We start from the raw sequence: 12,764 nt of genomic DNA, 5'->3' as shown, positions 1-12,764 counted from the left end.
GTCGCATATGGCCATCCATCCAAGCTCGCACGATGTCGCCGAACGGGTCGAACGGCGCTGGGCGATTCTCGTGCTCGCGATCGTCGTCGTGCTGGTCGGCATGGTCGTCTACACCGGCGTGCACTGGGCGATGATGCCGCCCTCGCGCGTCGAGACGGTCCGCCCGGAAACGCTGCACGTATCGGGCGAATTCATCGAAAGCAATCTCGGCAGCGCGCCCGAGGCGGACGGCTCCGTGACGGTGCGTATCGTCGCGCAGCAGTATTCGTTCACGCCGCAATGTCTTGTCGTGCCGGCGGGCGTGCCGGTCACGTTCCGCGCGACGAGTTCGGATGTCGTGCACGGCTTTCTGATCACCGACACGAACATCAATTCGATGCTGGAGCCGGGCTATGTCTCGACCTTCAAGACGACCTTCGACAAGCCGGGCGACCATCTGATGCCTTGTCACGAGTATTGCGGCACCGGGCATCAGAACATGTGGGCGCATGTGAAGGTGGTGGATCGCGCCGAATTCATGCAGATGGCCGACAAGATGCCGGCCAATTCGCGGAGAGTGTCCTGTGTTCAATAGCAAGCGCCTCGTCCTCGCGCATTTCTGGCTGGCGTTCATCGCCTTCGGTGTCGCGCTGCTGCTCGGCGCATGGCAGATGCTCGTGCGCAGTCCGCTGCATCCGTGGCTGCAGAATCCGGAGCTTTACTATCGCTCGGTGACGGAGCACGGCACGGTGATGGGCTACGCGTTCCCGACGCTCATCGCGATGGGCTTCGGCTATGCGGTCAGCGAGCTTGCGTTGAAGCGCCCGCTCGTGGGTTTGCGCTTCGCGTGGCTCGGCTTCTGGCTCGTCGCGATCGGCGCGGTGACGGCTACTGTGCCCGTCGCGATGGGTCTCGCATCCGTGCTCTATACCTTTTATCCGCCGATGATCGGCAACGTGTTCTATTACGTCGGCGTCGTGTTCGTCGTGGTCGGATCGTGGGTCTGGGTGGCGCTGATGTCGGTGAATCTCGCGTCGTGGAAGCGCGAGAATCGCGGCAAGCCGATCCCGCTCGCGATGTTCGCGACCGTCGCGGGCGCGTATCTGTGGGGTTGGACGGCGGTGGGCGCGGCCATCGAAGTGCTGTTCATGATTCTGCCTGTCGCGATCGGCTGGAAGACGACCATCGACGCGGGACTCGCGCGCGTGTTCTTCTCGTGGACGCTGCACGCGATCGTCTACTTCTGGCTGATGCCGGCGTATATCGCGTATTACACGATCATTCCGCGCGCGATCGGCGGCCGTCTCTACAGCGATGCGATGGCACGCATCTCGTTCATCCTGTTCCTCGTCGTGTCGATGCCCATCGGCATTCATCACTTGTTCGCCGATCCGCAAGTCGGCTCGGGCTTCAAGTTCATGCATTCGGTCTTTACGACGCTCGTCGCCGTGCCGACGTTGCTGACCGTGTTCACGATCTGCGCGTCGGTGGAGATTGCGGCGCGGCTGCGCGGCGGACGCGGTCCGCTCGGCTGGATCAAGGCGTTGCCGTGGGACAACCCGATGATGCTTGCGCTCGCGTTCTCGTTCGTGATGCTCGGTTTCGGCGGCGCGGGCGGGCTCATCAACATGAGCTATCAGCTCGATTCGACCGTGCACAACACGCAATGGGTGACGGGGCATTTCCATCTGATCTTCGGCGGCGCGATCGTCATCATGTACTTCGTGATCGCCTACGATCTGTGGCCGCATCTGACGGGCCGCGCATTGCAGAGCGTGAAGCTGATGCGCTGGCAATTGTGGCTGTGGTTCATCGGCATGATCGTGCTGACTTTTCCGTGGCATTTCGTCGGCATTCTTGGCATGCCGCGACGCATGGCGTTCTACGACTACAACGATCCGGCGCTTGCGGCGCAGGCGCTGTCCGTCGTGATATCGGTTGTCGGCGGGCTGATTCTGGTTGTGTCGGCGGTGCTGTTTTTCATCGTGCTCATAAGGGGACATCGCGCGCCGCTGGTGCAGCCCGAGGCGTTCCGCTTCAGCCGCGCGGTGCATGAGCCGCGCACGCTTCCGGTGGCGTTGAACAGCTTTGCGCTGTGGCTCGTGCTGATGATCGGGCTTACGCTCGTCAACTACGGCTATCCGATTGCGCAGTTGCTGGCGCGTTCGGACACGGCGGTGCCTGCGGTGCCGATCGGAGCGCAGCGATGAGCGACGAACGCCTCTTCACATTTCGCAATCGCTGGTTCACGGTCAGCGTATTGGGGACGATCGCGGTTGCGGTGGTATCGGCGCTGATCGGATTCGTGTGGCTGCCTTCGGTGCAGCGCGATGCGCAGTTCGCCGGCATCTGGAATGCGATCTGCAGCGCGGCGGGCGTGCCGCGCGAGTGGTATGCGGGCGGCGCGGCGGTCGAGCCGAAAGAGAAGCTGACGAGCGTGGAGATGACGCCTCAACTGCTCGACAAGGTGAGCGCGAATTCGATCGGACGTGGCGCGACGCTGGCTCTACGATGCACGATGTGTCACGGCGAGCGTGGCATGAGCGAGGCCAACTCGCCGAATCTGGCGGGGCAATATGCGTCGGTGATTTACAAGCAGTTGATCGATTTTCAGAAGGGCGCGCGGAACAACGCGGTGATGTCGCCGATGGCGATGAATCTTTCGGATCAGGACATGCGCGATCTCGCTGCGTATTACGCGAACTTGCCGCGGCCGCCGGCGCAGCGCAAGGTGAGCAGTGCGCTTGCGCCGCCGATCGTCGCGCACGGTGCGCCGATGAGAAATATCGCTCCTTGCGCGGTGTGTCATGGGGGCATCGATACGAAGGCGGGGAGTCCGTGGCTCGATGGCTTGCCGGCGGCTTACACCAAATCGCAGTTGCTGGCGTTTGCCAATGGGACGCGGACCAACGATATCGATGGGGTCATGCGCAATGTCGCGCGCAACATGACGCCCGAGGAGATCGATGCTGCTGCCATGTATTACGCGCGGGAGTTGAATTCGGGGGCGAATGCGAAGTGATGTTTGGTTTGCCTTCGGCTTCTATCAAATCCGATTACGCGTCGGTCTATTGGCACTTCCCCTGTGCGGGGCTGCAGTAACTAAAACTAAAGAAAGCAGCTACTGATAGGCCCGCGGTCATGCGCGATTTGGCAATCGGGGATGCGTGTGCTTCGCTAGTGACATCGCTATCGCACTGCGTGCGCAAACCGATGGTTTCCCTTGAATGCCCGGCGGCAGCGCGTAGCGCTGTGCCGATGCTTTTTCGTGCTGAACCGGCGCGCTCAACGCATTCCGGCGGCAGACCGTGCGCGATCCAAGCTGGATTGGGCCTATGAGGGCACTCTTTAGGCGAGTGCCATCTGCGATGAGAGAACTACCCAAATTGCGTGTGACCGCGGGCCTGAAAAGCTGCTTTCTTTGCTTACTTTCTTTGCAGCGGCAAAGAAAGTGAGTGCCGCCCCGCACAGGGGCAACGCCAACAGACCGACACGAAAACGGGATCCGGCGATATAGCCCAGAGCTAGAATGCACGCCTCACCACCGCAAGACAGAGCACCTTATGAAGGCATCCACATCAATCCGCCACGAGCAACTCAGCGACATCGACGCGATCGAAATACTGACCACTGCCGCATTTCTCGATATGCCCTATTCGAGCCACACCGAGCAGTTCATCGTCAACGCATTGCGAAAAACGGGCCGCCTCACGCTATCCCTCGTTGCGGTGGAAAACGGCGACATCATTGGGCATATCGCGATCTCGCCCATCAGCATCAGCGCAACCGCGAGCGGCTGGTTCGGCCTCGGTCCGCTTTCCGTGACGCCCGCGCGTCAACGCGAAGGCATCGGCGGCGAACTCGTGAAGGAAGCGCTCGCGCACCTGAAGCGCGATGGCGCCGCGGGCTGCGTCGTGCTCGGCGATCCAGGTTATTACGGACGCTTCGGCTTCCGACCCGAATCCGCGCTCACGCTCCCCGGTGTGCCCGCCGAATACTTCCAGGCGTTAGCTTTCAGCGAAAAAGTCCCCGCCGGAACCGTTTCTTTCGACGAAGCCTTCGATGCCCGCGCCTGACGCCTGAAAGCAATCGCCGCTAAGCCGCAAGGGGTTTCGTTGCCGCGAGAGAACGCTTTCTGTATCGTGGCCCGAAGAATGCTGAAAAAGTCAGCAGGCCAAGGAAAGAACCCCGAAATGGAACCTCAAAGCGAAGCGATAAAAACCGACGTGTTGATCATAGGCGCGGGGCCGGTCGGGCTATTCGCGGCCTTCGAGGCGGGCGTCATCGGCCTCTCGTGCCAGATCGTCGATACGCTCGGCCGCATCGGCGGACAGTGCATCGAGCTCTACCCCGACAAGCCGATCTACGATATCCCCGCGATTCCCTCATGCACCGCGCGCGAACTCGTCGATCGCCTGCTGGAACAGATTCGTCCCTTCGACGTGCCGATCCACCTCGATCAACGCGTGCAATCCGTCACGCAGCGCGATGACGATCATCGCTGGACCGTGACTACCGAAAACGGCATGACTTTCGATTGCGCCGCGATCCTCATCGCCGCGGGCAACGGCGCGTTCGTTCCGCAGCGTCTGCAGTTGCCCGAAGCCGCCGCGCTCGAAGGCCGCGACGTGCATTACAGCGTCTCGCGCGCGGCCGATTTCGCGGACAAGGAGATCATCGTCGCGGGCGGCGGCGACTCGGCGCTCGACTGGGCGCTCGCATTGAAGGACATCGCCAGGAAGCTCACGCTCGTGCATCGGCGCAACGGGTTTTCAGCAGCCGCGAATTCCGTCGCGACGATGAAGCGCGCGGTCGAAGCCGGTGAGATGTCGTTCGTCGTCGGCATGATCGAATCGCTCGATGCGCCCGATGGCGTGCTGCGCGGCGCACGCATCAAGCAGGTGGAAGGCTCGACCGATCTGGCCGTCGACAAGATCGTCGCGCTCTACGGTCTCGTGTCGGAGCTCGGGCCGATCGCGACATGGAATCTCGACGTGCGCGGCGGCCGCATCGAAGTGGATACGTCCAACTATGAATCGTCGCGGCCGGGCATTTTCGCAGTCGGGGATATCGCCAACTATCCGAACAAGCAGAAGCTCATTCTGTCGGGCTTTCACGAAGCGTCGCTCGCGTTGCGCAAGGCGTATTCGTACGCGTATCCCGAGAAAAAGCGCGTGCATGTACATTCGAGCTACGACGCCAAGCTCGCCGAGCGCGTGAGCGCGGCGCACACGGCCGATCACGCGTGATCGCACGCATCGTCGGATGGCTGTTGCTCGCGTTGCTCGCCGGCGCGGCGATGTTCGGCTACGCAGTCTATTCGAAACGCATCGTGCTGCCCGAGCGTTACGATCCGTTCGCACCGCTCGACGTGCGCGCGCCGCAAGGTCCGCTCACGCGCTTCAAATTATGGCGCACGATGCACGACGCGCAACGCTGCGATGCCGCGCTCGCGCGCTCGGGTCTCGTCTATCGCGAGATGGCCGATGCGACCGGACCGGGCGGATGCGCGCTCCAAAGCGTCGTACGCGTCACGCAATCGCAAGACGTGCGCTTCAGCGCGCCGTTTCTCGCGACGTGTCCGCTCGCGCTCGGCATCGCCTACTTCGAGCATCAATATCTTCAGGCGGCCGCGCTCGATACGTATGGCGAGCGCATCGCGCGCATCGAGCATGTCGGCAGTTATGCTTGCCGCAATGTGAATCATCAGCAGGACGCGGCGCTGAGCCAGCACGCGAGCGCGAACGCCATCGATCTGACCGGCTTCGTGCTCGATGACGGACGCCGCATCACGCTCGCTCGTTGGGACGATGCCGCGTCGCCCGACGGCCAGTTCCTGCGCCGCGTTCACGAAGGCGCGTGTCATGCCTTCGATACCACATTAGGCCCCGACTACAACGCCTTGCACAAGACGCACTTTCACGTCGACATGGGTCCGTATCGCGTTTGTCGCTGAACTACGCGTGTCGATGCGAAGGATTGCGGCACGTCGCATGATCGTGCGGCTGATCGTTCCACGCCGATCCGAGGATGATGCTGCAGAAGTTCAGGCGCCTGTAGTTCGGGTCTTTCAGCGCGAGGACATCGGCCTTGACGTTGCCGAAAGTGGATTCCGGCTTGGCGATCGTCCCTTTGGCGAAGGCGTCGATGATGCCTTCCTTGAAGTTCGCCTCGCGCGGATGCGCCGCGACGACGAGCCGGCGTTGATCGGCGCTGAACTCGTCGTAGGCGAGACCGAGCACATCCATCTCGACGCCCGCCGTGACGAGCGCGACCACCGGTTTCTTGTGCTGCGGAATGCCGGGCGTCGTGTGCAGCGCGATCGCATCCCACACCTGCTCGATCTCGCTTTCGCCGATGCCATGCCCGCGCAGGAAATCGCGCGCCGCGTTCGCGCCATCGACTTCGAAGCGGTCGTGCGGGCTGCTGTATGCATCGGTGAGGCCCATGTCGTGGAACATCGCGCCGATATAAAGCAGTTCGGGATCGTATTTCAGCCGCTTGCGTTCGCCCGCGAGCGCGCCGAACAGAAACACGCGGCGCGAGTGATGATAGAGCAGGTCGGGTTCCGTATCGCGTACGAGTTGCGTGGCTTCGCGCGCCATCTGGCTGTCGGGAATGCTGATGCCTGCGATGATTTCGCTCATGTTTGAAGCTCCGGAATGTGAGTCGATGAAAGACGCGAAGCGTCGTGCGTTGCTAAAATCGCGCAGCGCGTCCGATGCCTTCAGTCTCTTCAAAAGGCGCTCGCGTCTCAATCGAAACGACGCGTCGAACTCTGCCAGGCGCACGCCGTCTTCCGCCACGCGCGCTCATCACCGACTTTCTCTCCGATGCCGACAGTTGCAATCGCAATCTTTCAGGGCGTGCAGGCGCTCGATGTGGCCGGTCCCGTCGATGTCTTCGCGGAAGCGAACGGCTTCATCGCTGCCTCGGACGCGTATGAGATCACGCTTGTCGGACCGGAGGAGCGCATCGTGCGCGCGTCGAACGGCACGCGGCTCGTCGCGGATCTGCCGTTCGACAAAGCCGATCGCCATTACGGCACGGCGCTCGTCGCGGGCGGTCCGAGCCTTCCCGTCGATGAACCCGATCCGCGCCTCTGCACCTGGCTCGTCGATACGGCGTCGCGCTGCGAGCGTTACGGCTCGATCTGCACCGGCGCATTCGCGCTCGGTCACGCGGGCCTGCTCGACGGCCGCAATGTCACCACGCACTGGCAGAATGCGCCGCGGCTCGCGGAGCGTTTTCCGCGCGCACGCGTCGAACTCGATCGCATTTATATGCGCGACGGCAATCTCGTCACGTCGGCGGGCGTGACGGCGGGCATCGATGTCGCGCTCGCGCTCGTCGCCGAAGATCACGGCGCGCAAGTCGCGCTCGCGGTCGCGAAACGGCTCGTCGTATTCGCGCAGCGGCGCGGCGGACAATCGCAGTTCAGCCCGTATCTGAGCGCCCCCGCCGACCACACGTCGCCGGTCGCGAAAGTGCAGGCGTACGTCATGGAGCACATCGGCGAGCGGCTGTCCGTCGCGCGCATGGCGAGCGTCGCGGGCATGAGCGAGCGCAACTTCGCGCGCGCCTTCGTGCAACTCGCGCAGTTGACGCCGCACGAGTTCGTCGAACGGGCGCGCGTCGACGCGGCGCGCAATATGCTCGAAAGCAGCGACACGCCGCTGAAAACCGTCGCCTACGACTGCGGCTTCGGCACGGCGGACCGCATGCGGCTCGTGTTCACGCGGCGGCTCGGTGTATCGCCGAATGATTATCGACTGAGCTTTCGCACGCGCTTTGTGAAGTGATCGGGGCGCTGGCGCGCCGACGCGTGACGCCGGGTTCGCTAAAATTCGAGATGAACGCGGCCCGTGCGACAGTGCGCGCGCCGCAGAATCCACCCTCGACATATCGGAACAGCGAATGACGAAACAAGAGACCGCCACGCAAGATCCCTACGAACGACGCGCACTGCTGCTGCATCTCGGCGACGTGCTGGAGTCCGTGTTTTGCCTGAGCCAATGCGCCGACGAATACGCGAGCATCGGCGAAGCGGTGAAGGGCAACGACGCGCTCGCGGGCTTCACGCTGCTCGGCTTCGTCGACGCGACCATGCCGCCGCGCGATTTCATCCGCCGTGCATCGGGCGCGTTTTTCGTTTGGCCGAAAGCGCTGCTCGATGAAACGCTGAATCGCCCGATGCTGGCGAACACCGTGAAGCACGATCTCTTCGCGGACAACGCGAAGGGCTGGAACGCCTACATGGAAGAGCGGCGCAAGGAAGTGCCGTGGTTCGGCGAGGATCTCCCCGAAGTCGCAACGAGCGCGGCGCCTGCGCACGAAGCCACGCCGGCAGCGGAAGCGGAAAAGCCGTCGCGCTATTCGACGTGGCCGTGGCCGGACAAGCCGGCCGACGCGTGATCTACTGCTTCTTGCTCATGCCGCTCGCGCCCGAGTCGAAGCCGAGTCCGTTCGGCCGGTCGGGCGCTGCGCCCTTGCCCGATGACGTCTTGCCCGGCCGCGTCTTCAGCGCATCGCTGGCATTCGCGGCGGCCGCAGCGGGCGGCGTCACGTTTTTCTCCTGATACGCGGGCGTACTGTCGTAATCGAGCTTGATCGGTTTTTGCGGCGCCTGCTGCGCGCTCGCCACGACGGCCAATGTGCCGCCGAGCAGAATCCCCGTCATGCGCCCGAGTGTGCCGATTGTGGGTCTCATCTGCTTCCTCCCTTTGTTCTGCACGTTCTCTTCGTTCAGCAAGGCGCGGACCCGCCCGCAAGTGGCGCGCGGTCGCAGACCCGCCGATGCGTAAAGCATGCTTGTCCGCGCGCAAGGCTTGCCGCGATAGGCGGCGCGCGTCTGGCGCGCGTTGATTGTGGTCAAAGGCGCGACCGACCCTCGCTCGGACAATTCTCACTTTTAACGTGAGTGAGCTAAAAATGAGAAAGGGTCTCGGGGCAATCGTCATGGCATGCGCGGCGTTGTTCGCGGGCGCGGCGCAGGCGGCAGGCGACGCATCGTCGAGCGATGCGATGGGCGGCATCCACGCCGGCGATGTGCTGGTTCGCCTGCGCGCGATCAGCATTCAGCCCGATGTGACAGCGGGGGGCACGCTCGGCACGCTCGGTGTCAACGTCAACAACGCGATCGTGCCGGAGCTCGATTTCACGTACATGATCCGCGATGACATCGGTGTGGAATTGATTCTCGGCACGTCGCGGCATCAGGTGACGTCGAACATCGGCGGGCTTGGCGGCGTGGGCGTGCTGCCGCCGACGCTGCTCCTGCAATATCACTTCAATCACGCGGGGCGCGTGCGTCCGTATGTCGGCGCGGGCGTGAACTATACGTACTTCTACAACGACAAGCTCAAGGCGGGCGACACGCCGGTGTCGATCAAGCACAGCAGCTTCGGCCCGGCGTTGCAGGTGGGCGTCGACGTACAGGTGGCGAAGAATTTGTTCGTCAACGCCGACGTGAAAAAGATCTGGATGCGAACGAGCGCATCGGCGGGCGGCGCCGATCTCGGCTCGCTCAAGATCGATCCGTGGGTGATCGGCCTTGGCGTCGGCATGAAGTTCTGATGCGCGGTTCATCGCGGCAAATGTGCGCCGCGCCGCGCATCGTCTGAAAGTTGGCGGAAGATGCCAGTGCTTCTGGCGTGGACGGTTCGGCGGGCGCGGTATCCTTGACAGCAGGCCCGGCGCAGACTCGCGTCGCTCGAAGTGTGTCCGAGCGGCGCAAGAAACTGCAACGACTAATAAAACCGCATCGGGGAACTGCAAGCCAATGAGACCTTCCACTTACGCGGGATTCGTTTTGCTCGCGGCGTGTGGCGCCGCCTTCGCGCAACAGCCGCTCACCGTGCCAGGCCGCAGCCAGAGCGCGTGGCAGCAATCGATCGATAACGCCGCCTGCTACGGCTACGCCAATCAGACGACCAAAGTGAACATGGCGCGCGAGTCGCAAGCGCCATCGCGCGACGCTCAGGCGCAGCGCGACACGCGCACGCTCACGCCGCCGCGTCCGGTCGAGCCGCCGTTGCCGGCGAGTGCGGCGGGCGCATCGGGTGCGCTCGCGGCGTCTGCGGCGGCGCCTGCATCGGGCGCATCGGCGGCGATCGCCGCGTCGGGTGCGTCCGGCGCGACGGGCGTGACCGCCTTGCCGCATCCGGCATCCGGCGCGATGCCCGGCATGCCGGCGATGCCCGCATCGATGGCGGCGGGCGCATCCGGCGCATCCGACGCGATCTACGGCGGCGACATGAAGATGCCGCCGCTGCCGCCGCCCGAGCCGCCGATGACGCGCTACTGGCGCGCCTACAGCGAATGCATGCAGAACCGCGGCTACTTCACCCGATGAATCAGCCGCTTCACGAAGGCGGATGTGCGTGCGGCGCGGTGCGGGTGCGCGTCGCGGGCGCGCCGAAGGAAGTGAATCTGTGTCACTGCATGACGTGCCGGCGCATCCACGGTGCGCCGTTCGGCGTTTACGCGATCTTTCCGCGCGATGCGTTTGCCGTGACGGGCGACACGGTCGCGTGGGCGAGCTCCGCGACGGGCAGGCGGCATCATTGCCCGCTGTGCGGATCGCCGGTCTATCTGGCGTTCGACGGCGTCGACGAAATCGAGGTGCCGACCGGCATCTTCGATGAAACCGGCCTTTATCCGCCGCAGTACGAAATCTGGTGCAAAAGCGCCGAGCCGTGGCACGACGCGCAAGGACGGCCGCGCTTTGTACGCGGCGCGCCCTGATTCAACCCGTCAGCATTCGACGATCGCTTTCACGACGCCCGCTTTCGGATCGAGCAGCGACGAGAACTGCGTCGGCACATCGCTCAGCGTCAGACGATGCGTGTTGAGCGCATCCGTCGGCACTTCGCCCTTGCGCATCGCGGCGAGCACGGTCTCGAAGTCCTCGGGCGTCGCGTTGCGGCTCGCGAGCAGCGTCGCTTCGCGCTTGTGGAACTCCGGATCGGCGAAGGAGATGCGATCCGGCACGATCGACACCAGCACGTACTTCCCGCCGTGCGCGATGAATTCGAAGCCGCGTTCCATCGCGCGCGAATTGCCGGTCGCGTCGAACACCACATCGAAGAATTCGCCATTCGTGAGCGTCGACAGTTGTTCCTTGTCCTGCTCGCCGATCTGCACGGTCGCGTCCACTTTCAGTTCGCGCTTGCAGAACGCGAGCCGGTCTTCGCGCGTATCGAGCGCGGTGACGTTCGCGCCGCGCAGCCGCGAGAAGGTGATGGCCGCCATGCCGATCGGACCCGTGCCGACAACCAGCACGCGCTGCCCCGGCTGCACGTCCGCGCGACGCACGGCGTGCGCGCCGATCGCGAGGAATTCGACCATCGCGGCCTGATCGAGCGTGACGCCCTCGGCCTTATGGACGAATTGCGCGGGCAGATTCAGATATTCGGTGAACGCGCCATCGCGATGCACGCCGAGCACCTGAATGTTCACGCAGCAATTCGTCTTGCCCTGACGGCACGCGATGCACTTGCCGCAAGACAGATACGGCATCACGTAGACGGTGTCGCCCGCCTTCAGCCCGCTCGATGCGTCCGCTTCCTCGATCACGCCCGACAGCTCGTGGCCCATCACGCGCGGATACGACAGATATGGCTGATTGCCGGTGAAGATGTGCAGGTCCGTGCCGCACACGCCGACGCGCTTCACGCGCAGCAGCACTTCGTTGTCGGCGCGCTGCGGTTTCTCGCGCTGTTCGGCTTTCAGGGTTCCGGGCGTTTCGCAGATGACGGTCAGCATGCTGGATGTCTCGATATGTCGTTGGAGTGGGGCGTCCGTCAATCTAACGATGCGCGCCGATTTGGTCAAGCCAATTTCAATATCGAAAAAGTGGTAAGGCCGGATGCGCAGCCAGCGGCGCGGGCGGTTTCGCCTTATATTTCCACCAAAGCAAATCGCTCGGACAAGCGAAAAAAGGACGGCAAGTGCAGCAGCTTCATGAATTCGTCGAGCGGCATCCGCGGCTTTTCGTGCTGTCGGGCGCGGGCATCAGCACGGAATCGGGCATTCCCTGTTATCGCGATCGCGAAGGCCAGCGCACGGGCCGCGCGCCCATTCTGCTGAAGGACTTTCTCGGTTCGGACTACGCGCGCCGGCGTTATTGGGCGCGCAGCCTCATCGGCTGGCCGGTCGTGCAGAACGCGCAGCCGAACGCCGCGCATCACGCGCTGCGCGCGCTCGCCGCGCGTTCCCGGGTACATCGGCTCGTCACGCAGAATGTCGACGGATTGCACACGCGCGCCGGCAATCCCGATGTGATCGAGCTGCACGGCAATATCGGGCGAGTGCGCTGCATCGAATGCGGCGAGCGGCATACGCGCGCGGCCGTGCAGCGGATGCTGGAAGCGGCGAATCCGGATTTCGTCGGCTATACGGCGCCCGCGGTGCCCGACGGCGACGCGCATATCGAAGATCTCGATTTCGCCGCCTTCGACGTGCCCGGCTGCACGCGCTGCGGCGGCGTGCTCAAGCCCGACGTCGTGTTCTTCGGCGAGAGCGTGCCGCGCGCGCTCGTCGACGACGCGGCACGCTCGCTCGAAGCCGCCGATGCGATGCTCGTCGTCGGCTCATCGCTGATGGTGTATTCGGGCTATCGCTTTTGCGAGTGGGCCGCGAAAAGCGGCATGCCGATCGCGGCCATCAACATCGGCAAGACACGCGCCGACGCGCTCCTCGCGCTGAAAGTCGAAGCGCCGTGCTCGGACGCGCTCGAACGCCTGATCGAGCATCTCGACGCACGGCCGGTGACGCGCTGACGC

General features: G+C 63.8%; 14 protein-coding genes and 1 pseudogene. 12 read left to right on the top strand and 3 right to left on the bottom strand.

The window, feature by feature from the left end:
* Positions 1-7: 7 nt before the first annotated feature.
* From NCS03_RS17855 to NCS03_RS17830, 6 genes are all read left to right on the top strand, one after another.
* Positions 8-574, top strand: coding sequence for a cupredoxin domain-containing protein (locus tag NCS03_RS17855; protein WP_175979402.1), 567 nt, complete (start codon positions 8-10; stop codon positions 572-574).
* Positions 564-2,189 carry a b(o/a)3-type cytochrome-c oxidase subunit 1 gene (locus NCS03_RS17850; protein ID WP_008353201.1) on the top strand — a complete coding sequence of 542 codons (1,626 nt, stop codon included), beginning with the start codon at positions 564-566 and terminating at the stop codon, positions 2,187-2,189. The genes NCS03_RS17855 and NCS03_RS17850 overlap by 11 nt, the downstream gene beginning before the upstream one ends.
* Positions 2,186-3,001, top strand: a complete 816-nt coding sequence (locus tag NCS03_RS17845) for a c-type cytochrome (protein ID WP_250435891.1) — start codon at positions 2,186-2,188, stop codon at positions 2,999-3,001. The genes NCS03_RS17850 and NCS03_RS17845 overlap by 4 nt, the downstream gene beginning before the upstream one ends.
* A gap of 541 nt (positions 3,002-3,542) precedes the next feature.
* Entirely contained in the window at positions 3,543-4,055 is a 513-nt protein-coding gene (locus tag NCS03_RS17840; protein ID WP_250440648.1) for a GNAT family N-acetyltransferase, read from the top strand.
* A gap of 117 nt (positions 4,056-4,172) precedes the next feature.
* Positions 4,173-5,228, top strand: a complete 1,056-nt coding sequence (locus NCS03_RS17835; protein ID WP_175979399.1) for an NAD(P)/FAD-dependent oxidoreductase — start codon at positions 4,173-4,175, stop codon at positions 5,226-5,228.
* The gene (locus tag NCS03_RS17830; protein WP_250503012.1) at positions 5,225-5,935 is read left to right on the top strand and encodes an extensin-like domain-containing protein; all 711 of its coding nucleotides are present in this window, start codon (positions 5,225-5,227) and stop codon (positions 5,933-5,935) included. The genes NCS03_RS17835 and NCS03_RS17830 overlap by 4 nt, the downstream gene beginning before the upstream one ends.
* A 1-nt stretch (position 5,936) precedes the next feature.
* Here NCS03_RS17830 and NCS03_RS17825 read toward each other — a convergent pair whose 3' ends face one another.
* Positions 5,937-6,626 carry an HD domain-containing protein gene (locus tag NCS03_RS17825; protein ID WP_175979397.1) on the bottom strand — a complete coding sequence of 230 codons (690 nt, stop codon included), beginning with the start codon at positions 6,624-6,626 and terminating at the stop codon, positions 5,937-5,939.
* 186 nt (positions 6,627-6,812) lie between these two features.
* Here NCS03_RS17825 and NCS03_RS17820 point away from each other — a divergent pair, with 186 nt between their 5' ends.
* On the top strand, positions 6,813-7,781 hold the full coding sequence (locus NCS03_RS17820) for a GlxA family transcriptional regulator (RefSeq protein ID WP_250529504.1): 969 nt from the start codon (positions 6,813-6,815) through the stop codon (positions 7,779-7,781).
* A gap of 115 nt (positions 7,782-7,896) precedes the next feature.
* The gene (locus NCS03_RS17815) at positions 7,897-8,394 is read left to right on the top strand and encodes a hypothetical protein (RefSeq protein ID WP_008353214.1); all 498 of its coding nucleotides are present in this window, start codon (positions 7,897-7,899) and stop codon (positions 8,392-8,394) included.
* Between the two features lies 1 nt (position 8,395).
* Here the strand turns inward: NCS03_RS17815 and NCS03_RS17810 are convergent, their stop codons facing one another.
* The gene (locus NCS03_RS17810) at positions 8,396-8,689 is read right to left on the bottom strand and encodes a hypothetical protein (protein ID WP_250529503.1); all 294 of its coding nucleotides are present in this window, start codon (positions 8,687-8,689) and stop codon (positions 8,396-8,398) included.
* Between the two features lie 248 nt (positions 8,690-8,937).
* Between NCS03_RS17810 and NCS03_RS17805 the strand changes: the two genes are divergently transcribed.
* From NCS03_RS17805 to NCS03_RS17795, 3 genes are all read left to right on the top strand, one after another.
* Positions 8,938-9,555 (top strand): OmpW/AlkL family protein, encoded by a 618-nt coding sequence (locus NCS03_RS17805; RefSeq protein ID WP_175979572.1) that lies wholly within the window; start codon positions 8,938-8,940, stop codon positions 9,553-9,555.
* A gap of 205 nt (positions 9,556-9,760) precedes the next feature.
* Positions 9,761-10,333: a hypothetical protein gene (locus NCS03_RS17800; protein WP_033537049.1), complete on the top strand. Its 573-nt coding sequence runs from the start codon at positions 9,761-9,763 to the stop codon at positions 10,331-10,333.
* The gene (locus NCS03_RS17795; protein WP_250435883.1) at positions 10,330-10,725 is read left to right on the top strand and encodes a GFA family protein; all 396 of its coding nucleotides are present in this window, start codon (positions 10,330-10,332) and stop codon (positions 10,723-10,725) included. The genes NCS03_RS17800 and NCS03_RS17795 overlap by 4 nt, the downstream gene beginning before the upstream one ends.
* A 9-nt stretch (positions 10,726-10,734) precedes the next feature.
* On the opposite strand, the gene NCS03_RS17790 is transcribed toward NCS03_RS17795, so the two are convergent.
* Entirely contained in the window at positions 10,735-11,745 is a 1,011-nt protein-coding gene (locus tag NCS03_RS17790) for a zinc-binding alcohol dehydrogenase family protein (protein WP_008353221.1), read from the bottom strand.
* A gap of 179 nt (positions 11,746-11,924) precedes the next feature.
* Between NCS03_RS17790 and NCS03_RS17785 the strand changes: the two are divergent.
* Positions 11,925-12,761 (top strand): annotated as a pseudogene (locus NCS03_RS17785) (NAD-dependent protein deacetylase); the annotation flags it as partial.
* Positions 12,762-12,764 lie beyond the last annotated feature (3 nt).

Origin of the sequence: Caballeronia sp. ATUFL_F1_KS4A (assembly GCF_023630905.1) — a bacterium.
Lineage (GTDB): Bacteria > Pseudomonadota > Gammaproteobacteria > Burkholderiales > Burkholderiaceae > Caballeronia > Caballeronia zhejiangensis.
The sequence above is the reverse complement of the archived record's forward strand: the minus strand, read 5'-3'. Positions and strand labels throughout refer to the sequence as shown.

Excerpts from the sequence above, each read along its gene's own strand:
- NCS03_RS17810 (WP_250529503.1), bottom strand. The coding sequence starts at position 8,689 with ATGAGACCCACAATCGGCACACTCGGGCGCATGACGGGGATTCTGCTC.
- NCS03_RS17800 (WP_033537049.1), top strand. The coding sequence starts at position 9,761 with ATGAGACCTTCCACTTACGCGGGATTCGTTTTGCTCGCGGCGTGTGGC.
- NCS03_RS17825 (WP_175979397.1), bottom strand. The coding sequence starts at position 6,626 with ATGAGCGAAATCATCGCAGGCATCAGCATTCCCGACAGCCAGATGGCG.
- NCS03_RS17795 (WP_250435883.1), top strand. The coding sequence starts at position 10,330 with ATGAATCAGCCGCTTCACGAAGGCGGATGTGCGTGCGGCGCGGTGCGG.
- NCS03_RS17805 (WP_175979572.1), top strand. The coding sequence starts at position 8,938 with ATGGCATGCGCGGCGTTGTTCGCGGGCGCGGCGCAGGCGGCAGGCGAC.
- NCS03_RS17845 (WP_250435891.1), top strand. The coding sequence starts at position 2,186 with ATGAGCGACGAACGCCTCTTCACATTTCGCAATCGCTGGTTCACGGTC.
- NCS03_RS17820 (WP_250529504.1), top strand. The coding sequence starts at position 6,813 with ATGCCGACAGTTGCAATCGCAATCTTTCAGGGCGTGCAGGCGCTCGAT.
- NCS03_RS17815 (WP_008353214.1), top strand. The coding sequence starts at position 7,897 with ATGACGAAACAAGAGACCGCCACGCAAGATCCCTACGAACGACGCGCA.
- NCS03_RS17855 (WP_175979402.1), top strand. The coding sequence starts at position 8 with ATGGCCATCCATCCAAGCTCGCACGATGTCGCCGAACGGGTCGAACGG.
- NCS03_RS17840 (WP_250440648.1), top strand. The coding sequence starts at position 3,543 with ATGAAGGCATCCACATCAATCCGCCACGAGCAACTCAGCGACATCGAC.
- NCS03_RS17790 (WP_008353221.1), bottom strand. The coding sequence starts at position 11,745 with ATGCTGACCGTCATCTGCGAAACGCCCGGAACCCTGAAAGCCGAACAG.
- NCS03_RS17835 (WP_175979399.1), top strand. The coding sequence starts at position 4,173 with ATGGAACCTCAAAGCGAAGCGATAAAAACCGACGTGTTGATCATAGGC.